At 48.4% G+C, this 23543-nt stretch carries 20 protein-coding genes; 10 read left to right on the top strand and 10 right to left on the bottom strand.

Annotated elements, in window-relative coordinates:
* Positions 1-97: 97 nt before the first annotated feature.
* Positions 98-1234 (bottom strand): DUF445 domain-containing protein, encoded by a 1137-nt coding sequence (locus V1499_RS04830; RefSeq protein ID WP_409274238.1) that lies wholly within the window; start codon positions 1232-1234, stop codon positions 98-100.
* 302 nt (positions 1235-1536) lie between these two features.
* On the opposite strand from V1499_RS04830, the gene V1499_RS04825 reads away from it, so the two are divergent.
* Positions 1537-2901, top strand: a complete 1365-nt coding sequence (locus tag V1499_RS04825) for a YheC/YheD family protein (RefSeq protein ID WP_409274236.1) — start codon at positions 1537-1539, stop codon at positions 2899-2901.
* 107 nt (positions 2902-3008) lie between these two features.
* Here the strand turns inward: V1499_RS04825 and V1499_RS04820 are convergent, their stop codons facing one another.
* The 3 genes from V1499_RS04820 to recQ form a co-directional block, all read right to left on the bottom strand.
* Entirely contained in the window at positions 3009-4646 is a 1638-nt protein-coding gene (locus V1499_RS04820) for a hypothetical protein (protein WP_409274234.1), read from the bottom strand.
* Between the two features lie 3 nt (positions 4647-4649).
* Entirely contained in the window at positions 4650-5447 is a 798-nt protein-coding gene (locus V1499_RS04815) for an ABC transporter ATP-binding protein (RefSeq protein WP_409274232.1), read from the bottom strand.
* Between the two features lie 81 nt (positions 5448-5528).
* Positions 5529-7664, bottom strand: a complete 2136-nt coding sequence (recQ, locus tag V1499_RS04810) for a DNA helicase RecQ (RefSeq protein WP_409274230.1) — start codon at positions 7662-7664, stop codon at positions 5529-5531.
* 142 nt (positions 7665-7806) lie between these two features.
* On the opposite strand from recQ, the gene V1499_RS04805 reads away from it, so the two are divergent.
* From V1499_RS04805 to V1499_RS04790, 4 genes are all read left to right on the top strand, one after another.
* Positions 7807-8100: a hypothetical protein gene (locus tag V1499_RS04805; RefSeq protein WP_409274229.1), complete on the top strand. Its 294-nt coding sequence runs from the start codon at positions 7807-7809 to the stop codon at positions 8098-8100.
* An 84-nt stretch (positions 8101-8184) separates the two neighbouring features.
* On the top strand, positions 8185-8397 hold the full coding sequence (locus V1499_RS04800) for a YheE family protein (protein ID WP_409274227.1): 213 nt from the start codon (positions 8185-8187) through the stop codon (positions 8395-8397).
* An 86-nt stretch (positions 8398-8483) separates the two neighbouring features.
* A complete protein-coding gene (locus V1499_RS04795; protein WP_409274226.1) occupies positions 8484-9392 on the top strand; it encodes a PucR family transcriptional regulator in 909 nt (302 codons plus the stop codon).
* Positions 9393-9641: 249 nt separating this feature from the next.
* Positions 9642-10754: an ABC transporter ATP-binding protein gene (locus V1499_RS04790; RefSeq protein ID WP_409274224.1), complete on the top strand. Its 1113-nt coding sequence runs from the start codon at positions 9642-9644 to the stop codon at positions 10752-10754.
* Positions 10755-10943: 189 nt separating this feature from the next.
* Here the strand turns inward: V1499_RS04790 and V1499_RS04785 are convergent, their stop codons facing one another.
* Positions 10944-11186, bottom strand: coding sequence for a hypothetical protein (locus V1499_RS04785; RefSeq protein WP_409274223.1), 243 nt, complete (start codon positions 11184-11186; stop codon positions 10944-10946).
* A 415-nt stretch (positions 11187-11601) separates the two neighbouring features.
* The gene (gene fumC, locus V1499_RS04780; RefSeq protein ID WP_409274221.1) at positions 11602-12978 is read right to left on the bottom strand and encodes a class II fumarate hydratase; all 1377 of its coding nucleotides are present in this window, start codon (positions 12976-12978) and stop codon (positions 11602-11604) included.
* Positions 12979-13257: 279 nt separating this feature from the next.
* Here fumC and V1499_RS04775 point away from each other — a divergent pair, with 279 nt between their 5' ends.
* Together V1499_RS04775 and clpP are read left to right on the top strand one after the other, a co-directional pair.
* Positions 13258-13944 carry a sigma-70 family RNA polymerase sigma factor gene (locus tag V1499_RS04775; protein ID WP_409274219.1) on the top strand — a complete coding sequence of 229 codons (687 nt, stop codon included), beginning with the start codon at positions 13258-13260 and terminating at the stop codon, positions 13942-13944.
* Between the two features lie 50 nt (positions 13945-13994).
* Complete coding sequence (gene clpP / locus V1499_RS04770; RefSeq protein ID WP_409274217.1) at positions 13995-14576, top strand: ATP-dependent Clp endopeptidase proteolytic subunit ClpP; 582 nt, start codon at positions 13995-13997, stop codon at positions 14574-14576.
* Between the two features lie 116 nt (positions 14577-14692).
* Here clpP and V1499_RS04765 read toward each other — a convergent pair whose 3' ends face one another.
* Positions 14693-15211 carry a GNAT family N-acetyltransferase gene (locus V1499_RS04765; protein ID WP_409274215.1) on the bottom strand — a complete coding sequence of 173 codons (519 nt, stop codon included), beginning with the start codon at positions 15209-15211 and terminating at the stop codon, positions 14693-14695.
* 121 nt (positions 15212-15332) lie between these two features.
* Here V1499_RS04765 and V1499_RS04760 point away from each other — a divergent pair, with 121 nt between their 5' ends.
* Entirely contained in the window at positions 15333-17108 is a 1776-nt protein-coding gene (locus V1499_RS04760; RefSeq protein ID WP_409274214.1) for a M3 family oligoendopeptidase, read from the top strand.
* A 225-nt stretch (positions 17109-17333) separates the two neighbouring features.
* Positions 17334-17954 (top strand): NAD(P)-dependent oxidoreductase, encoded by a 621-nt coding sequence (locus V1499_RS04755; RefSeq protein ID WP_409274213.1) that lies wholly within the window; start codon positions 17334-17336, stop codon positions 17952-17954.
* A 74-nt stretch (positions 17955-18028) separates the two neighbouring features.
* Here the strand turns inward: V1499_RS04755 and V1499_RS04750 are convergent, their stop codons facing one another.
* Positions 18029-20044, bottom strand: a complete 2016-nt coding sequence (locus V1499_RS04750; RefSeq protein ID WP_409274211.1) for an ABC transporter ATP-binding protein — start codon at positions 20042-20044, stop codon at positions 18029-18031.
* Positions 20041-21798 carry an ABC transporter ATP-binding protein gene (locus V1499_RS04745; protein WP_409274209.1) on the bottom strand — a complete coding sequence of 586 codons (1758 nt, stop codon included), beginning with the start codon at positions 21796-21798 and terminating at the stop codon, positions 20041-20043. The genes V1499_RS04750 and V1499_RS04745 overlap by 4 nt, the downstream gene beginning before the upstream one ends.
* A gap of 128 nt (positions 21799-21926) precedes the next feature.
* On the opposite strand from V1499_RS04745, the gene V1499_RS04740 reads away from it, so the two are divergent.
* The gene (locus V1499_RS04740) at positions 21927-22106 is read left to right on the top strand and encodes a hypothetical protein (protein ID WP_409274207.1); all 180 of its coding nucleotides are present in this window, start codon (positions 21927-21929) and stop codon (positions 22104-22106) included.
* A gap of 75 nt (positions 22107-22181) precedes the next feature.
* On the opposite strand, the gene iadA is transcribed toward V1499_RS04740, so the two are convergent.
* A complete protein-coding gene (gene iadA, locus V1499_RS04735; protein ID WP_409276228.1) occupies positions 22182-23354 on the bottom strand; it encodes a beta-aspartyl-peptidase in 1173 nt (390 codons plus the stop codon).
* Positions 23355-23543 lie beyond the last annotated feature (189 nt).

Below are 23543 nucleotides of genomic sequence, written 5' to 3'. Positions count from 1 at the left end.
GGTAACACTCCCTTATTAAATGTGGCATTCCTGTCCACTATACCAAAACAGGGCGCGTGAAGGAAATGCCCCGCGAAATTCGCCATAACGGTATATCCTATGAAAACAGTACCGCAAATATACCTTGAAAAATGCCTATAATGCCTCCGAGCAGCGCACCAAGGTACGTAATCATTTTCAACTCTCTACTTGTAATCCCGATAACCATATCCTCAAGCCGATCAAGCGAAAAGGTCTCCACCTGGGCGCGGACAAGTTCCTGTAAATGAAGCTTCTCCATCATCATTTCAATTCTCGATGTAAGCCAATCTCCTAGCATAACAACAATATTCGGGGCCATGCGCTCAAGAATCGTTTCTTTATAAGAAGCAAGCAGCTCCGATGCAGGCGTTCCCAAAAGCTTCTCCGTCCCGGCAAGATTGACTGCATAATCCTTAAGGGCGGAAACAATCTTTTCCCTGCCGGCCATCTCTTCCAGTTCAGCCGCATCACGATCAAGAAGTTTTTCCAACTCTTTTTGTAGGATGTTCGTAATTAGGAGATGGGCACCATCGCTTTTGAAAAACTTGATGATTTCAGGCTGGATTCGATCAGCAAAGCTTACATTACCAAGAACCCTCTGTATCATACTGCCTATCATTCCCTTATCCTTGAAAAACTCGTCAAACATCGCCTGGATGCGCACCTTGCCTTCAAAGCTGGAGAAGTAATCCTCGCCTTTTCCAAGGATATAGGCGGTGATTTCAGGGATCTTCCGCTCGGCCCCTTCTAGGAGCGGCTGAGGAAGGACGGCCGCAATCGGCTGGCCGCGGTATTTGCCCATCGCTTTTTCATAAACCCCTTCGACAAACCGCCCAATCCTTTTTTCAATCCGCTCTGTTCCGTCCTCGATTCCCGCCTTTTCTAGCAGGCTATTTATTGTCATATCGGATTCCATAAGTGTCCGGAGCTCCTTTTTGACGAGCTCGGTCATATCATGCTGAAAATCCTTATTCATAAATTTGGCGCGGATAATTTCCGGTGTAACCAGATGCTCGACGACCATCTTTCCCATTTGAACCGCCATCTCGTCCCGCCTTTTCGGAATCAGTCCGGGAGTAAAAGGGACGCGCCATTTTCCAATATAGATGGGGTTGTACGGCCTGAATAACATTTTAATAGCCAGATGGTTCGTCAATCCGTTGATAAACGCGCCAATAACCACCATAAACAAGATTGTTATAAATACATTCATTATGGATCAACCTTTCCGAAAAATAACACGAACGTTTTGTTTGTCCTGTACATACGATACTATAACAGTTTTTGCCCATCTTTACCCAAAAATCATAAAGGCTTACCCTTTTTATCTACTTTGGGCGTTGATTTCTTTATTGCGAGAAAAGCTCCCTTTGCTAAACATTGCAAGGAAGGCCGATTGTTTACACCTCGAGGTACACGCGCTACTGACATTCATACGATACCGAGGGAAGAAGGTTCCATTCATTTTTATTTAAAAATCTTCCATCCTTTTAAAACGAAAAGGACGTGAGTCAAATGGTAAAGTTTTATCCGGTTGAAACAATCGAGCATGACAAGCCCATTGTTTATTATCCTTCCCGGCTAGGGCCTATGCCGTCTGTTCGAAAAGCGGCATTCGGCTCAGCATCCATGGATGCCGCTATCCTGCCCCATCCCGATGGTGAGGAAAGTCTCGGAATCAGCAAGCCGGTCATTGAAGAACTTCGTATTCCTGAAAATGCCGGAAAGCTTGGCATCTTTTCAAATGAAGATACCTTGTTTTTAGGTCCTTTGATCGGCATTTTTACATCCGGGCTCATTGAATCAAGCCAAAATCCGGCGGGTGACAGGACCAATTCGTTTTCAAAATTGTTGGAGACATGCAGCTCCTCAGGTGCTTCAGGTTTCCTTTTTACCGGGCAGGCAATCGATTGGGAGAAAAATTTAATCAAAGGCTATTTTTTTAACGAAGGACATTGGGAGACGGGGCTTGTTCCATTTCCAAATGTGGTTTATGACCGGATGCCGACTAGAAGAAGTGAGACGAGACCCGAAAGCAAATTAGCAAAAGAAAGGCTTCAACAGGACTATTTAATTCCATGGTTCAATCCGGGGTTCTTCAACAAAATGGATATTTTCGAACGGCTTAAGGATAGCCAGGAAGCACAAAAATACTTGCCGGAGACCCACTTGTTCGCTTCGATTGCCGAGACCAGGCGCCTGCTCGATAAGCATGGCTCCATCTACTTAAAGCCGATTCACGGGACGCTGGGCCTTGGAATCCGCCAAGTAATCGCCGAATTTCCCGGCTCAACCTGTTATTGCCGCTTCAGGGATCAAAATGGGAAGAATAAACTATTGAAGTTCTCTAGCCTGCATGCGCTCACTTCCAAGATGTTTGGCAAGCGCGGCCTTAAAAATTTGTTGATCCAGCAAAGGATCCTCCTTTTAAAAGTGGACGGCAGGCCTGTCGATTTCAGGGTCCATACGAACAAGGACGGGAATGGGAAATGGCAGGTATCAGCCATCGCCGGAAAACAGGCGGGGTTCGGAAGCATCACGACCCATGTCAGGAACGGCGGTGACGTCCATACTCTAAAGGAGCTATTCGGGGAAAAGGGCGCGGCTGAATATGAACGGAAATTAACGAGGGCGGCTTTGGAGCTAAGCGAAATACTCGAGGAGCGGCTAGATGGAATCACCGCTGAATTCGGCTTTGACTTTGGGATTGACCGGGACGGCATTGTCTGGCTGTTCGAGGTCAATTCCAAACCAGGCAGGTCAATTTTCCACCACCGCGGAATGCGCAAATACGAATATTTAACAAGAAAACTGCCTATCGACTTCGCCATTCACCTTGCCGAAAAATCAGTCAAGGCACCCGAGGAAATCTTTAGATAATAGGAATAGGGAACGAATCCATTGCCTTAGTGCGAGGCGAAGGAATCGTTCCCATTTTTATTGAAGTAAAATTGAAATAAAGAATAAAACGTTTCCTGCCCCACTTTTTAGACCCAAATCCTGCGGGCGGCATGTCTCCAGGAGACCGAGGTTGCGACAAGCATGATGAGGATGTAAAGAAAACTGCCATATGGGATGAAGGTAAATAAATAATGGACACCCATAAAGACGAACATCGGAATGAGGTAGAGAATGATTTTCCAGCCTTCGCTTTCCTGGCTTGCCTCGAAAGATTCCGAAAACGGCAAAGAGCCTTTTAACAAATACGTACAAAACACGGTATAAATGATTGCGGCAAGAAAAGCCCCTATTATATCCGGCAGCACCCCAAACCCGAAAATCGAACAAAAAATCAAGCCGGCTATAACGTATACCGGAAAAAACAGCCTGCTTAGAAAGGCTTTCAATGTTCCACTGTAAAATGGGGCAAATGTTTTTAAAGGCGCTGCCCCGAACAGCCATGAGCCTTTGTAACGCCCCGAGTATTTTAGCATCATAATCGATGTCGGAATGACAATCGCAGCCATGTAAATGGCTAAATAGTACTTGCTATGGACAAGGCTTTCGAAAGACTCCCACCTGATTTGGTTTAAAAGGAGAATAAGCGGGACAACAAGCGACAAGCCGATTGACGGATATACTTTGAGCCTGAAATCGCGTTCGGTTTTCATCATCGCCACCGCGAACCGGTAAAAGGCCCGCTCTTCCCTATCCCGGCACAGCAGCCTTGATGCGATCGTATTCAATGGAGGAACCTTTACCCGGCTCGGCCCACTTCCCGATGAAAGTTTTTTGATTCCTCTTTCGAATGCAGGCATCTTTTTTACATACAAAACCCACGCTCCTGCCGGCCCCAAAACGGCCAAAAACGCAAACAAAGCAAGCTGGGGCGAAGTAGCTCCATTCATGCCGAGTTCGAACAGGGAGCCGAACCAAACCGGCGGGAGGAGCGCATGCCACCATGCAGGATCGATCGCCCTTTCCATTTCAATCAGTTCGAATGTTCTCCCCACAAGCTGATACCCTAGTGCGAGTGAAACAGACAGGAAAATTTGTACATAGTTAATAATATCCCTGAGCTTCTCCCCATCAAAAAAGCGGAGAATGAAATAATACACCAAAGCTGTTGCCGCCATGATCAGCAAATCTACGAAAATAAGCGCGGCCGCGAAAATTAGGAAAAAGGCCGGCCCGTGCCTGAATAGCCCCGCAAGCAATGGTGCTGCCGCCAAAGAGCCGGTCAGGAAAAACAAATAAACTGAAATATGTACCGCGCGGGCAAGGCTGATCGTCTTTCTGCCAACAGGTCCGGCCAAAAGAATATTTCGGTCCCTCAAATCAAGGAGGACCGCCGAAAAATCCGAAATGAGCGACGTCATGATCAGAAACATCAAAATGCCGAAAAAGGTTGTCATTTGGAAGAAAAAATGGTCTCCCATCAAAATCAGCGGCAGCAGCAGGAGCCCAAAAATCGAATAGACCCAAAGTGACTTCATAAAGCGATTCTCTTCTTCATGGCTGTGATCGCTCTTATTCCTAGCCCCGCCAAGGATGGTCGGCGCCCTTCTTTGGTCCATCGTTAGCTTCATCGCGAGGATATTCCTCATAACCGGATAGTCGGCACCGAGCCGCTCAAACATCCATCTGAACTTGTCGAGCACCCTCAACGTCCTTAAATCCTCCAAGAATTACACCTCCCGGACGATTGAAACAAATTCGCCCGCCAAATCCCTGAATTCATCAAAGCCTGTCAGCTGGTTGAAAATCTGTTCCAGGGATCCCTCCGCGCTTTGTTCCTTCAATTGTTCAAAACTTCCGTCCGCGACAATTGTTCCGCCGTTGAGCAAAATGATTCTATTGCTTATTTTTTCGACAACTTCCATGATATGCGAGGAATAGAATATCGTTTTCCCGCTTGCTGCAAGTTGGGAGAGGATTTCCTTGAAAATCATGACCGAATTCGCATCAAGCCCACTTAGCGGCTCATCGAGGAACAGCAGTTCAGGATCGTGCAGGAGGCTGGAGATAATCATCACCTTTTGCTTCATCCCTTTTGAAAAAGAGGATATTCGGCTATAGAACACGTTATCGAGGCCAAATGCGCGCATCAGCTTTTTTGCCTTCACTTCCGCTTTTTCAGGGTCCATCCCGTACAGTTCACCCGTAAAGGTTAGGTACTCGATTGCCGTCAAGTTGTCATAAAGCTCGGCAATTTCCGGTACATAGCCTATTTTTCGTTTATACACATAATCTCCGGATTTGAGCTTTTGCCCGAAAATCTCTATTTCTCCCTGATAGTTTTCCTCAAGGCCAAGGAGCAGCTTTATCGTCGTACTTTTTCCCGCTCCGTTCGGCCCGATATATCCGATGATTTGCCCGCGGGTAACGGTAAGGTCGATTCCCTGCAGCACCGGCTTAGCACCATAATTTTTCCGCAGGTCCCTAAGTGCCAGGACCACTTCTTCATTATGTAAAATAAGGACCACCCATTTCTGTTAATCTAGGAATAGTTTAACATAACGAATAGTTATTTTTGGAAAAAACACTATAAAAACCGAAAGCCGCAGCTAGGACAGCATGCGGCTCTTTTCGATTATTAAAAACGCTTTTATCATGAAATAGGTTATCTCATCCGGCAGAAGCTCCTTGATTGGCTTCAACCGTTCCCGCCCCGCTTCGGCGACCGCTTTTTCCAAGAGCGGTATAAATTCCTCGGGAATCAGTTTCTCAAAGTAAACCGGCAGCCCCTGCTGATAGCAGGTTAATAGATGATTTTCAACGGTGCTCACGGCAAGCCCCCGGCTGGCGGCGATAGCCTCAACCGATTGGCCTTCAAGGTGCAGCCGGTGCGTTTCGAGATGGGAGTCGCTCGTCGGTTTCGCCACAGGGCGTTTTTTCACTGGCTTTGCATCTTCAAAAACAGGTTCACGGTCGGGATGCTCCGCCAGAAACTTTTGAATCGCCGAAATGAACGGTTCGCCGTACTTTTCAAGCTTATTCGCGCCGACTCCGTTTACCTCAAGGAAATCCTCCTCCGATTGAGGCAGCTTCAGGCACATATCCTTCAGCGAAGCATCAGAGAATACGACGAATGGCGGGACATTCTCGGCGTCGGCAAGCTGCTTCCTTAGAGCCCTCAGTTCCTCAAACAGCGGGTCTTCCACCGATATTTCCGTGGATTGGACGGCTACTTTCCGCGAAACGCGCAGCCTTCCCTGTAAAACTTCCTTCCCCTTGGGCGAAACATAAATAGTTGGAAAGGTTCCGTGTTCTACCCCGATATAGTCCTCGGAAATTAAGAATTCGATAAAGCTTGCCGCGTCCTTCGCGGTCCACTCCTTCATAATTCCGTATGTTGAGAGCTTGTCAAACCCAAATTCAACGATTTTTTTGTTTTGCGACCCTGTCAGCACTTGGGCGGTGAGCGCCTTGCCGAACCGTTGCCCCATACGGATGATACAGGAGAGTGCCATTTGCGCTTCAGTCGTAACATCTTCGCTTTCCCGCGAATCGGTGCAATTGCCGCAGCGCCCGCACGGTTCTGTGTCCGTTTCCCCGAAATAGCGGAGAATGTACTCCTGGAGGCAGCTTTCTGTGTGGCAATAGTCCGCCATTCCCTGAAGCTTTTCCAATTCGGATGCAGCCCGGTGCCTCTCGACCGATTGTTCAATGAGGAAACGCTGGACCTGGATATCCTGTGGCGAATAAAGGACGATGCACGAGCTCGGAAGGCCATCCCGGCCAGCGCGCCCGGCTTCCTGGTAATAGCTCTCCATGTTCCGGGGAAGTTGATAATGGATTACATAGCGGATGTTGCTTTTATCGATGCCCATCCCAAATGCGGAGGTGGCGACCATCACGGACGCTTCATCGCGGAGGAACCGCTCCTGTTCGCCGAACCTGTCCGCGTCGCTCATCCCGGCATGATAGCGAGATACTGAAATCCCGCCCCTTTTTAGGCTTTCATACAGCTGGTCGACCGTCTTGCGGGTGGCGGCATAAATAATCCCTGTTTCCTTTTCATTCTGTTGTAAAAAGCGCTTCAGGAACTTGCCACGGTCCTGCCCTTTTATGACGGAGAACGAAAGATTTTCCCGTTCAAAGCCGGTAATGATCTCGTTCCCGATTTCTATGCCGAGCGAGGTACAAATATCATCCCGGACAATCGGGGTCGCCGTAGCGGTTAGCGCAAGCATCACCGGCCGGTTGCGAAGGCCCTGCGCCATTTTTGCAATATGGCGGTAGCTTGGCCGGAAATCGTGGCCCCATTGGGAAATGCAATGCGCTTCATCGACGGCGATGAGCGGGATGTCCATTTTTCCTAGCTGCTCGGTAAAATAAGGCGATTCCAGCCGCTCGGGAGCGATGTACAATAGCTTGTACCTTCCCGCGAGAGCGTCCTCCATCCGTTCCGCCGCTTCCTGGCTTGACAGCGAGCTGTTGATATAGGCAGCATCGACACCAAGCTGGACAAGGGCGTCGACCTGGTCCTTCATCAAGGAAATAAGCGGGGAAATGACAACAGTCGTTCCCTCGAGCATCAACGCTGGTATTTGGTAACAAACCGATTTACCGCCTCCGGTTGGCATAACACAAAGAGTGTTCCTGCTTTCAAGCACCGAAGCGATGGCCCGCTCCTGCCCTTCCCTGAATGCCGGATAACCGAAATACGTTTTTAATAGATCATTTGCTTTTTGCAACAAAGTCGACCCCTTCTTTCCTGGTCGCAAAAATACTACGATTTTTCTTTCATTATACCGAAAAAGCGGGCTGTTTTCCCAGGTACTGCGTATAATTCATTACATACTATAGAAAAAATGCAATTTTTCGAAGGAGCCGGTTTTCATGTTCAAAAATAAGCGGTCACTGCCGCTATTCCTCTTTGCTTGCGCAGCCCATGCGGGTTCGTTTTTTTACTTTTTCGCCCAGACGATTTCCAATGCACTGGATGGGTCTCACCGAAAGACAATTCTTGATTGGATTCCTCTGGCAGTATTTTTGGCAACCTTCGCGCTGCATGCCCTTCCTCCGTTGCGTTCGGGATGGAAGGCAGCCCCAGTAAAAACACTTCTTTTGACGGTATCCTCGACGGCGGTTCTTGTATGGGTTCTTGGTTTTGTCAACCGGCTGTTTGGATAGCAGGGCCTCAATGCCGATTTACTTGCCCTCTTCCTCCTCGCTCCTTTTGAGGCTGTACGGTACAATTGAAGTGGGGGGATTGCATTGCTGACACATTTTCAGTTCAAGCCTTTGTACAAAAACACGGATATTCCTGGCTGGGAGTTTTCGTTCTTTTACAAAAAGCTTAAGCGCACAGGCCGCTACCTCAAGGACGGCAAAATCGAGTGGGGCTTGAATGCTCCGCACGGAGACGAACGGACCGGATTGGAGAAACAGATCCATGAACTGATGCTGTTTCATGTGTACGATCGTTAATGCCGGGTGAGCCCGGCATTTTCGCATTCTTGGCTTCATTGTTATAATTGATTTAACTGATTTTTTTGTAAAATAGGAGAAGTGTTATGTTCGAAAATTTGCTCGCCCTATACCCTGGAGCCTTTATTACAGACCATCCGCCTGTACTGGGACAAGAAAAATTTCATATTTTCCATAATGAAGCCGAAAGGAAGTGGATTTCCATTCCTGAGAAATCTATCAGCGAAAAAGAGTTGGACCTTCTTGGGGCGATTTATGTGCGGGCAGAGGTGCCGTCTGAAAAACTGCCGCCTATGCTTCAGCAATGGAAGGAATATCTTTTTGAAGGCGCTGAGCCGCCTGCGGGCTTCGAAGGGGAAGTCATCCGGCTCATCCAGTTCGAGTTCCGCGGTGAAAACCATGACCGTGAGGAGCTTGAAATGGCAATAAAGGGGTTTTTCCCCGAAGATATTCTTGTTCTGTGGGAAGGATCGGGAAGTGCTTTAGCGGTGGAACGGGGGAAATATTCCTTGGACGAGCGGGACCTTGCTTCGATGGCCGGCGCGTTCGAAAGCGATTTTTACATTAAAACGAGGATTTATATCGGGAGGCGGCTAACGGTTTCCGATGCGCTGCCCAGCCAGTTCAGGGAGGAGCAGAACTATTTTGATCTTGCGAAAAAGGATATTTCTTCGGAAGGGTATTACACTTTTGAAAAAGTTTTCCCTGCCTATGTCGCGTCACTGCTGCCCAGGCCGCTTTCCGAAGCGTTGAACGCTGTTTTCGCGGAGGCGTTCAGGAGTGACGACGAGATGTTCACGACCGTAAAGGGATTTCTCGAAAACGGGTCGAATGCGAGCCTTGCCGCAAAAAAATTGTACATTCATCGGAACACGCTCCAATACCGAGTCGATAAATTTACGGATAAGACAGGAGTAAGCCTAAAGGATTTCAACTCCGCTTTTACCGTTTATCTCGCCTGCCTTTTATACGACAGAGACCGGGAAACGAACTAGGGACCGCCAACACATTTGGCGGTTTTATTTTATGGGTCAGTCCCTGCTCCCTCGCTTCTTTGTTTTTCAATGAAAAAGAAAAAACATACCTGTTTATTATTTTCGTTTAATGAAAGGCCCTTTTTCCACAGCCCAAGCACTTTGCCCAAAAACTAGCTGCTTATCTTTGTGCAGCCTGTCCATATGGTTTTTTAACCGTTTCACTTACACTTAAAGTACGAGATTATTTATAATAGGAGGAATTAAAACATGGCAGAGCTGATTCTTGATCACATTTATAAAGTGTACGATAACAAAGTAACAGCCGTTGAAGATTTTAACCTTCACATCAAGGATAAGGAATTCATCGTGTTCGTCGGGCCTTCTGGCTGCGGAAAGTCAACGACATTGAGGATGATTGCCGGCCTTGAGGAAATTACAAAGGGCGATTTTTATATTGATGGCAAAAGGGTTAACGATGTTGCTCCGAAAGATCGCGATATCGCAATGGTTTTCCAGAACTACGCCCTTTACCCGCACATGACGGTTTATGACAACATGGCATTCGGCTTGAAACTCCGCAAGATTCCGAAGGCTGAAATAGATAAAAAGGTTAAAGAGGCTGCGAAGATACTTGGCCTTGAAACCTATCTGACCCGTAAACCGAAGGCTCTTTCCGGCGGTCAGCGCCAACGTGTCGCCCTTGGGCGCGCAATTGTCCGGGATGCGAAAGTATTCCTGATGGACGAGCCGCTCTCCAACCTTGATGCAAAGCTACGTGTCCAGATGCGCGCCGAAATCGCCAAGCTTCACCGCCGCCTGAACACAACTACGATATACGTAACACACGACCAAACCGAAGCGATGACAATGGCAACCCGCCTTGTTGTTATGAAGGATGGCGTCATCCAGCAGGTTGGTTCTCCAAAAGAAGTTTACGAAAAGCCCGCGAATGTGTTCGTTGGCGGGTTTATCGGATCGCCGGCGATGAACTTCTTCCGCGGGACACTTGAAGATGGCAAATTCGTTATCGGCGATGTAAAGATTGCCGTTCCGGAAGGAAAAATGAAGTACCTTCGCGAACAAGGCTATGTCGGTAAGCCGATTGTACTTGGCGTTCGTCCTGAAGACATCCATGATGAGCCTGTGTTCATCGACGCTTCCGAAGGCTCAAAAATCACCGCTACCGTTGAAGTTTCCGAACTGACTGGGGCGGAAACAATGATTTACTCAAGCTTGGGCGGCCAGGATTTCGTGGCAAGGGTTGATTCCCGCTCCGATATCCATCCGAACGATAAGCTTGACCTCGCTTTCGACATGAACAAAGTCCACTTCTTCGATGTTGAAACAGAGCAGCGCATCCGTCCTTCGGGGGAACAATAAGAGTATTGCAAAAGAGAGCACCGTCCCGCGGGATGGCGCTCTCTTTTTGTTCAAGCAGTCTATTTATTAAGTAAAATTATAGGACATGGCTCCTTTCGGTTTGGCAAATTCTAATCGTGAAATACTCCTGTGAAACAAGAAAATTTGGGGAGTGACACTGTTCGTAGGCTTGTTTGCATCCCAAAAAAGCTATTCCCCTATCAGGATAATACTATCAGTCCCGCACGCCGGGCAGCGGTAGAGGTGGGGGCATTGGCGGTTTTTAAGGTCGTCAGGTATGCCGTCCTCGAGTTTCATTTGGTCGATTGGCATATAGGGGCTGTAATCGTCGAAGTAATCCATGTAGCGCCCTTTTTCCTCCATTAAGTTGGAGCAGTTTTCGCAGTTCACATCCACTTTTTTCAGTCCGTTGCAGACCGGGCATACTTCCATTTCCAATCCCCTCCCTTTTTGATTAGTGTTTGCAGTGCTGTTGTTTCTATGCAAAATTTCCCTGCTTGCCTCGGAATAATGGCGCCGCGATTGTCCAAACTAGATAGTGCGGCAGGATTCCATCCACTTTCAACGGAAATTTCAAGTTGAGTGGGTGGAATGCATTCGCCTTCCACCCTGTGAAACATCCTGTGAAACAAGATTTTTCGGGGAGTGACAGGCACTGTTCGTATTTTATCTGTGGGTTCCAGTTCCGGGCAACTTCGTTTGTTCCGGCGAGCCGGTGCGATTCCGGCCAGCCCAGCCAATAGCAGAATGCCTCCTTATTTAGAGGGGGCATTTTTGCATTCAAAAAGGTCAAAAATGAATCAGTCGAACAAAGCACCTTCCATAACCGGGGTACCCTAACTCTCCTTTACACCATGTTCTCCGGCCTTACCCATTCGTCAAATTCCTTTTCGGTCAAGTAGCCTGTTTTGATGGCCGCTTCCTTCAAGCTCAGATTTTCATTGAAGGCAAGCTTGGCGATCTGCGCGGCTTTTTCGTAGCCGATGTGCGGATTAAGTGCCGTGACAAGCATGAGTGAGCGTTCCATTTGCGCCTTGATGGCTGTTTCATTCGCTGTGATACCCATCGCGCAATTTTTATTGAATGAATCCATTCCATCAGCGAGGAGACGGACGGATTGAAGGAAGTTATGGATGATGACCGGTTTGAATACATTCAACTCGAAATTCCCCTGGCTTGCGGCAAAACCGATTGTTGCGTCGTTGCCGAATACCTGGCAGATCGCCATCGTGAGCGCCTCGCTTTGGGTAGGATTCACCTTGCCGGGCATAATGGAACTGCCCGGTTCATTCGCCGGGATGGTGATTTCACCGATACCGCTTCGAGGACCGCTCGCAAGCCACCTTATATCGTTGGCTATTTTCATCAAATCCGCGGCCAGCCCCTTTATCGCGCCATGGGCGTAAACGAGCTCATCATGGCTCGTCAGCGCATGGAACTTGTTCGCGGATGAACGGAACGGATGGCCGGTAACCCCCGAAATGACCTCGGCAACCTGGTCTCCAAAGTCAGGTGCCGCATTGATGCCTGTCCCGACCGCTGTGCCGCCGATTGCCAAATCTAGCAGGCTCTTGCTCGCTTCCTTTATCATCGCACCGCTTTTTTCAAGCATCGTCCGCCAGCCGCTGATTTCCTGTCCCAATGTTAGCGGGGTTGCATCCTGGAGATGGGTACGCCCGATTTTAATGAGGCCTTCGTAATCCTTTTCCTTTTGGCGGAAGGTTTCGGCAAGCCTTTCAATGGCCGGAAGCAGCGATGAAACAACTTTTCCGTACGCAGCGATGTGCATCGCAGTCGGGAATGTATCATTCGAACTTTGCGACATGTTCACATCGTCATTTGGGTGGATTCTGATTTCACTGCCTTCACTTTCAAGCAGCGCGTTTGCCCGGTTCGCAATGACCTCGTTGACGTTCATATTCGTTTGGGTCCCGCTGCCTGTCTGCCAAACCGCAAGCGGGAAATGGCTGTTATATTTCCCTTCAAGGATTTCCGCACATACATGGACGATGGCGTCCTTCTTTTCATCCGATAGTTTTCCCGACGCGTTGTTTACGACTGCCGCTGCCAGCTTGACGGTTGCCAGGCTGTAAACGAGGTCGAGCGGCATTTTTTCCGTGCTGATTTTGAAATTTTCCAGGCTTCTTTGAGTCTGTGCGCCCCAATGCTTGTCGGCCGGGACCTTCACTTCGCCGAGCGTGTCTTTTTCGATACGATAGTCCATTTTCTCCTCCCAATTCTCGCCGCGCTGTATGCGGGCTTTTTTTCGCAAGGCTCTTACCATTGCCAAAATGCCTTTGCATTCCCTTATTCCATTTTCCCCTTTTTTCTTTTTAAAAGCCAAATAACGGACTTTCCTTTTAAAAAATATGAACCTTTCCGTGAAATTTAGGGTATCCAAAGTGCAAATGGTAAAATAGATTAAAATATCTTTCCTTGCCCCGTATCTTTATGAAAGCTTCCGCCGTTATAGAGGCAGAGAGGAATAAAGGAGTGACGTTGAATGGTTGCCAGCAAGAACATGCCAGCCGAGGATAAAATCATTGCGGAGATTGAAGAAGAGCGGCTTCAAGGGCTGACCGACTCCCTTCAGAAGTATTGCCGCTTTCTTGCCAGGAATCCTTGGGAGGCCGATGACCTTTTTCAGGCGGCAGTCCTGAAAGGAATCGAGCATTACCCGCCTAGCCGGCTTTCCGCTCCCCTTTTGAAAAAAATCGCGTACCATCACTGGATTGACCTTGCCAGGAAGGGTCGGAATGAGATTGTCGGGGTTCCCGCAGAAACGCCTGAAAAGGAGCGCGAGCACAATGACAGGCTGGACGCTGTGAAGCTTTTGCTTGAAAAACTGACTCCGAAGCAAGCGGTCATGTTCTTTCTAAAAGAAGGCTTCCGCTATCAGGCGAGCGAAATCGCGGATTTGCTCGGTACGACCGAAATGGCGGTAAAGTCCCTTCTTCACCGGGCAAAAAACCGGCTGGAAAAGGAACGGCACCTCCATACAATCGCTCCCCTGCAGACCGATGAGGACAAGGAACTGATGGCGAAATTATTTTCGGAAGCGCTCAAGCAGGGCGATCCAGCCATTCTAATAAAACATCTTCCTAAAATCGCTTCGCTGGCGGAAGTTCAGAAACCGGCACCGCAAAAGCACTCCCGTTCATCTCTCGAATTTTACTGTGTGGCTGCGTAACCCCTCTAGAAAATGGGGTTACGGCTGGCCGCAATGAGGGAGGATTTCATTTGGCAGCAATTCCATATGTGATTGAACAATCGAGCCGCGGGGAGCGGTCCTATGACATTTATTCACGCCTTCTGAAGGACCGGATTGTCATTATCGGGGACGAAATCAACGACCAAGTGGCGAACAGCGTCATTGCCCAGCTGCTGTTCCTTGAGGCGGATAATCCGGAAAAGGACATCTCCATCTACATCAATAGCCCGGGCGGTTCGACAACCGCGGGGTTTGCGATTTTTGACACGATGGAGCTCATCAAGCCGGAAATCAGCACGATTTGCATCGGCATGGCAGCTTCATTTGGGGCGATGCTGCTCCTTGCGGGGACGAAAGGAAAACGATATGCCCTGCCGAACAGCGAAATCATGATCCATCAGCCGCTTGGCGGTGCCCGGGGCCAGGCTACGGAAATCGAAATTTCAGCGCGGCGCATCCTGAAGCTGCGCGAACATGTCAACGGCATCATTTCAGAACGCACCGGCCAGCCGGTTGAAAAAGTCGCCAAGGACACAGACCGCGATTTCTTTATGAGCGCACAGGAGGCTTTGGATTACGGGATTATCGACAAAATCATCAGCAAAAAGTGAATTGTGGATTTGCGACGGCTTAGGCGATTCCTATTCCGCCTAACGACAAAAGAACCCTTTCCGGACTGTGGAAAGGGTTTTTTCATAAGAATAAGGGCACGTTCGAGACCAGATTTCTAAAACGCGTCGGCATATTGAACGGTGCCGGATACCCCATCAAGAGATTTCCCGTGAAGCTCCAATGCCATGAAGGCTTCGTCCGGTACGACCCACGGTGCTTTGATTCCCCACAGCGATGCTTTTTTGAAGCCAAATTTCTGGTAATAGCCCGGGTGGCCGAGGACAAAAGCTGATGCATAACCCAGCTCTTTTGCCAACTCCAATCCCTTATTCACTAGATTGCCGCCGATTCCACGGTTCTGGAATTCCGGCAGGACAGTTATAGGTGCGAGTGCGAGCGTCTCGGTATCTCCAACCTTTGCTTTAGTAAAAAGGATCTGTCCAACTAGTTCGCCAGTCGCTTCATGGACCGCGACAAGCGAGAGTTCCGGGATGAACGCCTCGGAGCCCCGCAGCCTTTTAACAAGGTGATGCTCTGTCTTGTCACTGATTTCCACATCTGAAAATGCCCTCTTGATTACTTCTTCCACAGCTTGATAATCCGCTTCTTTTTCCTGCCTGATTGTAATGTCCATATTTACCTTCTCCCTTCTACAGTTCCATCTTACCACCTCTTATTTTTTGCAAAAAACTTCTAAATAGGAGATGATTAAAACAGGAATATACGTTCGTAAAAACCAACACGGAGGAAAGTCTATGCAAAAGCACGAGTATTCGCAAAAATGGGATTTGGACAGCCTTTTTAAAACATCAGGTGAACTCGCGGAACACATCGCCTATACAGAAAACATGATTGATAGTTTAGTAGCTGAAGCAAAAACGGCACATATACATAATCCCTATGAAATTAAAAAGCTGTTAGATTCCCTGGGCGACATCCGCATCCACCTCTCGCAGGCATCTTCCTTTACTGCGTGCCTTATCGCGCAAAATCCTAGAGACCCGGATGCCCTATCCCTTCAGAGCAAAACCGCCTCTTTGAATGCCCGTTACGATAACTCGGTAAAACTTGTCCAAAGCCTGGTCGCAACCTTAACCAGTGAAGCCTGGGAACAGCTGCTTGGAGCAGAAAAAATGGATGATTACAGGTTCCTGATAAATGAATGGAGGGAAAAGGCTAAATGGCAGCTCTCCAAAAAAGAAGAAAAGCTTCTCGCAGATTTAAGTGTCGACGGTTACCATGCATGGGGCCAGTTTTACCAGACCTTAATGAGCAGCATTAAAATTTCAATTCCAATGGGAACGGAAAAAGAATTGTCTGTTGGCCAGGCAATCAATTTGCGCTCCCATCCTGACCGAATGGTGAGAAAAATGGCACATGATGCTTTGGAAGGTGCCTTGAAGGAAAAAGAGGAGCTTTTCGCGAAAGTCCTTAACCATATTGCCGGTTTCCGGCTCGAGATGTATAAAAGACGGGGAATTGAGAACGTATTGGAGGTTCCATTGCAGGAGAACCGCATCACAAAAGAAACCCTCGACGCCATGTGGAAAGCCGTTACGAAATATAAGGCTGTTTTCACTGGATATCTTAACCAAAAAGCAAAGCTGTTTGGCAATGATAAACTGCAATCCTATGATTTTTGGGCTCCGGCGACCTTAGCGAATCAAGAGCTTCCCTTTGATGAGGCAGCGGATTTCATCATTGAACAGTTCGGCGCATTTGGTACAGAAATGAAAGACTTTGCACGCCACGCCTTTGAAAACGGCTGGGTCGAAGCGGAGGACCGTTCCGGAAAAGCAGGCTCCGCCTTTTGCGCAGGCTTTCCACTTTCGGGCGAGTCCCGCGTATTCATGACTTACGGCCGCAGCATAACAAATGTTTTGACCCTTGCCCACGAACTTGGCCATGCCTTCCATAACCATGCCATGAAACCAATCGGCGGGCTGAATCGGTATTATCCATTAAGCCTGGCCGAAACGGCGTCAACGTTTTCGGAATTGGCAATACTAAATGCGGCTTACGAACAGGCCGATAGCAAGGAAGAAAAACGATTCATCCTCGATGAAAAATTAAAGCGGAGTGTTATGAACTTCATGAACATTCACGCGCGTTTCTTATTTGAAGAACGTTTTTACAAGGAACGTCAAAGCGGTTATGTACCGGCGCAACGGTTGAATAGGTTAATGCAGGAAGCAATGGATGAAGCATATGTGGATTCGTTCGGCAGCCCTTCCTGCCGTACATGGATCTGGACGCCGCATTTCTATCTGACTAAATCGCCCTTCTACAATTTCCCTTACACGTTTGGATATTTATTCTCTCAAAGCATCTATGCAGCAGCTAAAACGAATGGCCCTGAATTCGAGAAAAGCTATATCAATCTATTACGGGATTCCGGGAAAATGACGGTAGAGGAATTGGTAATGGAGCATTTGGGAGAGGATATCAGCACTCCCGGATTTTGGGAGAAAGGGCTCCACTTATGTGCCAGGGATGCAGAAGAATTTCTCGCCATTGACAATCTGCTATAAAAAGCTCAAGCCGGAGCAAAAAAAAACTGCAGACAGCCGTCTGCAGAATCAGGGTTTTGCAATCATATATCCGATATAATAGACAAGGATCATAAGACTGCCAATCGTAAGCGTTACTGAAAACATTTTACAGCACCCCTGTTTTATATAGTTTCTTCCATTTTAAAAATACCATGAATGGAAAGGGGTAATTTCACAATCCAGTGACAGAAAGGTGAATTTTTCATGAACATATGCCTGTTTGGCGCAACCGGAAGAGTTGGCTCGGTCATCCTCGAAAACTGCTTGAATGCAGGTTACGGAGTCCATGCGCTCGTACGGGATTCAGGAAAACTGAAGCATACCGGCCCCCGGCTGAAAATTTTCAACGGCGAAGCCACAAACTTGGACGATGTACGAACCGCAATGAGGGGTTGCGCCGCGGTGATCAGCTCGTTGAACACAGGCGGCACTACCATCCTTTCAGATTCCATGCCGCATATTGTTTCCGCCATGAAGGAGAACGGGATAAGGCGGATCATCATGGTTAGCACAGCCGGCATCACCCAGGCCCGGACAATGCCAGAGCTATACCGGTTCCAATCGCCGGAGTCACGGAGGACAAGCACGAAGGATGCTGAAGAACATTTGAGGGCCTGGCTTATCCTGAAGGAATCAGGCCTGGATTGGACCGCTGTCTGCCCTACTTATTTACCCGTCGGCGAACGGATAGGCAAATACCGGGTCGGCCGCGACGTGCTGCCCGAAAACCCGACTTCTATTTCAATTTATGACACAGGTGACTTCGCTTTCAGCCAGCTTGAGAGCGAAGACTATCTCCACTGTCGGGCGGGTCTGACGTACTAATTAATTATCCCCATTAGAAAAGGATTCACAGCGCCTCCCACGCCATGAATCCTTTTTTTATGCAATTCCAATAGTTAGCCCGCCAGATTCCCTTTCCCAAACTGGAGCTGGTACATCTGGTAATAGCGGCCTTTTTGTTCCATCAATTCATCATGATTTCCTTTTTCGACGATTTCGCCTTTATCCAGGACGAGGATCTGGTCGGCATTGCGGATGGTCGAAAGCCTGTGGGCGATGATGAACGTGGTCCGCCCTTTTTTCAGGACTTCCATTGCTTCCTGGATGACCGCTTCTGTCTCACTGTCAATGCTCGACGTCGCTTCGTCAAGGATCAGGATGGCCGGGTCGAATGCGAGTGCCCTTGCGAAAGAAATCAATTGGCGCTGGCCGCTTGAAAAAGTAGCGCCTTTTTCGGTGACCTGCTCGTCATAGCCTTTTTCAAGGTGCTTGAAGATTTCCTCGGCGCCGACATCGCGAAGCGCTTTTTCAACACGCTCCCTTGAAATCGAAGGGTCGCCAAGGCTGACGTTTGAAGCGATAGTTCCCGTGAAAAGATACGGGTCCTGCAGCACAATGCCCATATTGCGGCGCAGCGCGTTACGGGTTATCGTTTTAACATTGACGCCGTCAATCGTAATAGCGCCTTTTTGGCAGTCATAAAACCTGAAAAGCAGGTTCATAATCGAGCTTTTTCCAGAGCCTGTGTGGCCGACAAGCGCGACCGTTTCTCCGGGGCGCGCCTCGAAATCGATGTTCTTCAGCACCCACTCGTTTTCCTTGTAGGCAAAAGACACATTGTCAAACCGGACTTTTCCTTTGTAATCCGGTAAGTCGGCTCCATTTTCCTCCTCTTCGGGTTCATCCATCAGCGTGAATACCCTCTCACCGGCGACTAGTGCCTGTTCCAGGTTCGCCAGCTGGTTGACGACGCCGACGATCGGCTCGAACAGGCGGTTGATGTAATCAACAAACGCATACAGCATGCCGAGCGAGATAGCGGCCTCCGCGTTTAGCGCTTCCCCGCCAAAGTACCAGATGAACACGACGAAAACTAGGTTCCTTAGCACATTGACAAGATTATGGGAAGTTAGTGAATTCAGGTTCAGCAGCTTATTCTGGTTCCTGAAATGGTCATTGTTCAATTTTTCAAAATCGGCCTCGGTTTCTTTTTCTCTCCCGAATGCCTGGATGATGTTCATTCCTTGTATTGATTCGTTGACCGTCGCGTTGATTTCACTGTTTCGCGACCGGATGATATGGTTGTATTTCGAAGCGAACTTCCGGTACACAAGAATCCACACATACAGGATTGGCAGAAGCAATAAGCAGACCGCCGCGAGCTTTGGGCTCAGGATGAACAGGGCGATATAGATGCCCCCGATATAAATCGCGCTTGTAAAGAAAGTCGACAGGACGGTCACATAAAGCTCACGAACCGCTTCCGTGTCGTTCGTGATTCTCGCAACAACTTTTCCGGCCGGCAAATTATCGAAGAAGCGGACAGGAAGCTTTTGGATATGCCCGAATACGTCCTCGCGCATTTTCTGGATGACCCGGTTGGCCGATTTTTGCAGTGTGAACCTTTGCCAGTATTGGAAGAACGCCGATACGAGCATAAGGCCGAAATAGATTGCGAGCAGGCGGATAATATGCGGCAATTCCGGCGCCGAAAATTTCATTACGTCCTTCGCTGTAAGCTGCGTTGCCGGATAGCTTTCTGTCCGGCCGTCCTTTTCAATTTCCAGGATGCCATCCTTAAAGCGCCGTTTTCCATCCCCATTTATCTCCTCGTTAACGAGGACAAATTTGGTGCCGGCCTGGAGAATTTGGGCGGGCCGCCCTTTTTCTTCGCCGCTTTTAAAATAAGCATCCCTTTTGTAAAAGCGGCCTTCAAACTCGACCGCTCCGCTTCCCTTCGAGGTTTCGTGCCAGGTCGATTCAATACCAAGAATATGGTTATCAATGACCCGCTTGGCGATGAACGGCCCGGCAAGGTCGGCAGCCGCGGAAATGGTGAGCATCGCCAATGCTACGAAAATGATCATTTTGAATTGCAGCGCGTATTTGTATAATCTTTTTCCTGTGGTCATAGTGATACTCCCTCCTCCGCGGCCGTTTCAGCAAGCTGGCGTTCGTACTGCTCCTTGTACCAGCCTCCGTTTTCCATCAATTCTTCGTGTGTGCCTTCTTCAATGATCTGTCCGTTATCGAGCACGACAATCCGGTCGGCATGCTGGACTGCGGACATCCTATGAGTCGTAATGATAGTTGTTTTTCCTGCGCGGTCACTCCTGATATTTTCGATGATTTGCTGTTCTGTTTTCGCGTCCACCGCGGAAAGCGAATCATCAAGGATCAGGATTTCTGGATTCTTAATCATCGCGCGGGCAATCGAAATCCGTTGTTTCTGCCCTCCGGACAAGGAAACGCCCTTTTCTCCGACGAGTGTTTCAAGACCTTCCGGCAAATTGGCCAGGTCCTTTTGGAAATCCGCTGAGTCGATTGCCTTCTGAAGCTCACTTTCACTGGCTTCCCTGTTTCCAAATAAAATATTTTCCCTGATCGACCTTGAAAAAAGTACATGGTCCTGCGGAACATAGCCAATCCAGCCGCGGATATCTTCAAGTGGCTGATCCTCTATTGGCACTTCCGCAATCGCAAGCCTTCCTTCCCCTGCAGGATACTCACGCAAAAGCTGCTTGATGAACGTTGTTTTCCCGCTGCCCGTTTTTCCAACAATGCCGAGCGTCTCGCCCCGGTACAGCTGGACATTTATTTGGGACAGATTGTCCTGGCTTGAGCTTGGGTAACGGAATGTCACTTCATCATAATAAATACTGTCTGGCGATTCGACAGGCACTGGGTTCGCCTTGTCTTTCACATCCTCCTTGTAAGCGAGGATTTCCTGGACGCGGTCAAGTGACGCGTTGCCGCGCTGCATAATGTTAATCAGCTCACCAACGGCAAACATCGGCCAAATCAGCATCCCGAGGTAAACGTTGAACGAAACAAGATCACCCAAAGTGATTTGCTGGCTGAAAACAAGCTTCGCGCCGTAGCCAAGGCCAATCATATAGCTGACCCCGACAAGGATTTTAATCGTTGGATTAAAGAGCGAGTCGATTCTCGCAACAGCGATGTTTTTTTCAAACAGGCTTTCTGTCAGGTTGTGGAACGTCTTTTGCTCTTCCTTCTCCTGGACGTATGCACGGATTACACGTATCCCGGCTATAGACTCAAGCACCCTGTCATTTAGCTCTCCGAACGCATTTTGCGCCTTCATAAAGCTTCCGTGAATCTTTTTTCCGTACGCATTCATCAGAACTGCCATGATTGGAAGAGGAATAATGGATACGAGCGTCAATTTCCAACTGATCGTAAATCCCATTGTTAAAAGGATTGTCAACATCCAGACAGTCGAATCGACAAGCGTGAGGATTCCAAATCCAGCGGTCGTGGATATCGCCTTAATATCATTTGTTGCCCTTGCCATCAAATCCCCTGTCCGGTTCTTTTCGTAAAATGGCGGTGCCATTCTAAGGAGATGGCGCATAAAATTGCTCCTCAGCTTCCTCTCGACAAGGAAAGCGCCGCCAAACAGCTTGTAGTGCCAAATATACGTGATTGAATAGGACAGGACCGTAACGAGCAAAAGAATCCCGACGTAGCGAAGGATAATCTCCTTTGCCATCGCCCCAGTCTGGATATCGTCGATTGCCATCCCGATTAGTTTTGGCGGCAGGATATCGATCAGCCCCGCAATGACAAGCAGAACAATTGATACCGCGTACCTTTGCCAATTTTCTTTAAAAAACCAGCTCAATTTTTTCAAAACAGAAAACATGTAAAACCAGCTCCTCTTTGTTAACCGTGCCCCATTCCATTTCGATGTTTCTTCCGAAGACACCAAAAAGGACATACCGCAGCATTGCGATATGTCCCTGAACAATCATCTACTTTGGGAGACAAACCATGTTGCGTTCTATCGGAACGCAGCCAAGCCTGCCTGAACAGCTTTGCCTCCTTCTATTAATGGGCGGCAAAGGGCGGAAACAGGGGCAGGGTGCAATTCCATCCATATTCAGTTGTGTAACGGTTATCAACAATTCTGAGCATGTCGCGCCCCTCCTTTTCCTTTTTAATACTTGTTAGGTTAACACTGGGACTTGCTGTTTGTCAAACGAAATTTCCAAAAAAGGGTTTATTTTCCGCAAAGAAAATTACTTGTTAAGAAAACGTTCCTTTAACGATCGCAGTCCCATCCTGGACCATCATTCTCCCCATCGCAAAGACATCTTTAACCGCGAGCGTTTCTTTATCAAGCATGACAAGGTCGGCATCTTTTCCTTCCGCGACCATGCCTTTGCAGGAAAGTTTCAATATTGCAGCAGGGTTCTGCGTGATGACCCTGAGCGCAATTTCCATAGGAATCCCCTCCTGGACAATGGCATCCCTGACTTCATCATACAGAGTTGAAACCTTGCCGATTTTCAAGCCGAGCAGTTCGCCGAATTCATCGAAATCCGGAAGGCTGCCCTGGGCGTCGGACGTGAACGTAATCTGGGAAATATCGATGTGCTGGTCAAGCATCCTTCTCAAGCCGATGGAAGGTTTGACTTCTCCCTCCTCAAAAAACTTCGGAATCGAGCTGGTCGTGAAGTCGACATACCCTCCCTTTTTCGCAAAACGTATGCCCTCTTCGAACAAGTGGTGGTTCCGGTTAATATGGGTCGGATAGAACTGCCTGATTGGAATATCCGTCTTCTCGACCACTTCTTCTATTACCTTAAGGTGGTTATAGCTGTCGCCGACATGGACATTTACGATTCCGCATTTTCCCGATAATAGTCCGCCAATCCTTGCAGCAGAAGCAATTTTTGCTATTTCCTCTGCTGTTGGCTGTGAGGAGCGGTGATCCGCAATCGCCACTTCCCCTGCGCCAATTACTTTGTCAATCAAGATGATGTCATCTTCGATTTTACCAGTAAGGGTCTTTAATGGAACTTGATAGGAGCCTGTATGGACATAACATGTAATCCCTTCTTCCTCAAGAGCCCGCGCCTTGGCAATTAAGTTCGTCATCGTCCTCGTTGTTCCATCGGTTCCAAGTACCCCGACGATAGTCGTAACTCCCGCTAGTGTTGCGTCGGTCAGCTGCAACTCCGGAGTGCGGGTGCGGTAACTCCCCTCACCACCGCCGCCGGTAATATGTACATGCGCGTCAATAAATCCGGGTACAATGTATTTTCCTTCAGCATTGATTACTTTAACTGGTGCGAAATTCTCCGGAACATCGATTTCGTCGGCAATGCAGCCAATCCTCCTGTCAATGATTAGGAGGTCTTTTTTGCCGAGATAATGTGGGGCATAAATTTCCCCGTTTTTAATGAGGGTTAACACGTTGATCTCTCCTCTCAAGAACGTTATCGCCATAGCTCTCCCGCCAATGCAGAAGAGGTGGCTCCGCTTTCCTTACTATACCTAAAATATACCCGGCCACGCAATCGGGTAAAACGGCTTTTAAAAGATGGGCGCTGTTTTGGAACAGAGAAAGGTTTTAGTCAACGCGGGGGTGGGTAAATAAGTACC

The organism is Neobacillus oceani (genome assembly GCF_046237595.1).
Classification (GTDB): domain Bacteria; phylum Bacillota; class Bacilli; order Bacillales; family Cytobacillaceae; genus Bacillus_D; species Bacillus_D oceani.
Note: the sequence above shows the minus strand (reverse complement) of the source record. Positions and strands in the feature narration are given on the sequence as shown.

Bases quoted from the DNA above. Each gene is read 5' to 3' on its own strand.
- V1499_RS04825 (WP_409274236.1), top strand. From the start codon at position 1,537: ATGGTAAAGTTTTATCCGGTTGAAACAATCGAGCATGACAAGCCCATT.
- V1499_RS04805 (WP_409274229.1), top strand. From the start codon at position 7,807: ATGTTCAAAAATAAGCGGTCACTGCCGCTATTCCTCTTTGCTTGCGCA.
- V1499_RS04750 (WP_409274211.1), bottom strand. From the start codon at position 20,044: ATGACCACAGGAAAAAGATTATACAAATACGCGCTGCAATTCAAAATG.
- fumC (WP_409274221.1), bottom strand. From the start codon at position 12,978: ATGGACTATCGTATCGAAAAAGACACGCTCGGCGAAGTGAAGGTCCCG.
- V1499_RS04740 (WP_409274207.1), top strand. From the start codon at position 21,927: ATGTTGCGTTCTATCGGAACGCAGCCAAGCCTGCCTGAACAGCTTTGC.
- V1499_RS04760 (WP_409274214.1), top strand. From the start codon at position 15,333: ATGCAAAAGCACGAGTATTCGCAAAAATGGGATTTGGACAGCCTTTTT.
- V1499_RS04795 (WP_409274226.1), top strand. From the start codon at position 8,484: ATGTTCGAAAATTTGCTCGCCCTATACCCTGGAGCCTTTATTACAGAC.
- V1499_RS04830 (WP_409274238.1), bottom strand. From the start codon at position 1,234: ATGAATGTATTTATAACAATCTTGTTTATGGTGGTTATTGGCGCGTTT.
- V1499_RS04785 (WP_409274223.1), bottom strand. From the start codon at position 11,186: ATGGAAGTATGCCCGGTCTGCAACGGACTGAAAAAAGTGGATGTGAAC.
- V1499_RS04775 (WP_409274219.1), top strand. From the start codon at position 13,258: ATGGTTGCCAGCAAGAACATGCCAGCCGAGGATAAAATCATTGCGGAG.
- V1499_RS04745 (WP_409274209.1), bottom strand. From the start codon at position 21,798: ATGTTTTCTGTTTTGAAAAAATTGAGCTGGTTTTTTAAAGAAAATTGG.
- V1499_RS04765 (WP_409274215.1), bottom strand. From the start codon at position 15,211: ATGGACATTACAATCAGGCAGGAAAAAGAAGCGGATTATCAAGCTGTG.
- V1499_RS04790 (WP_409274224.1), top strand. From the start codon at position 9,642: ATGGCAGAGCTGATTCTTGATCACATTTATAAAGTGTACGATAACAAA.
- V1499_RS04755 (WP_409274213.1), top strand. From the start codon at position 17,334: ATGAACATATGCCTGTTTGGCGCAACCGGAAGAGTTGGCTCGGTCATC.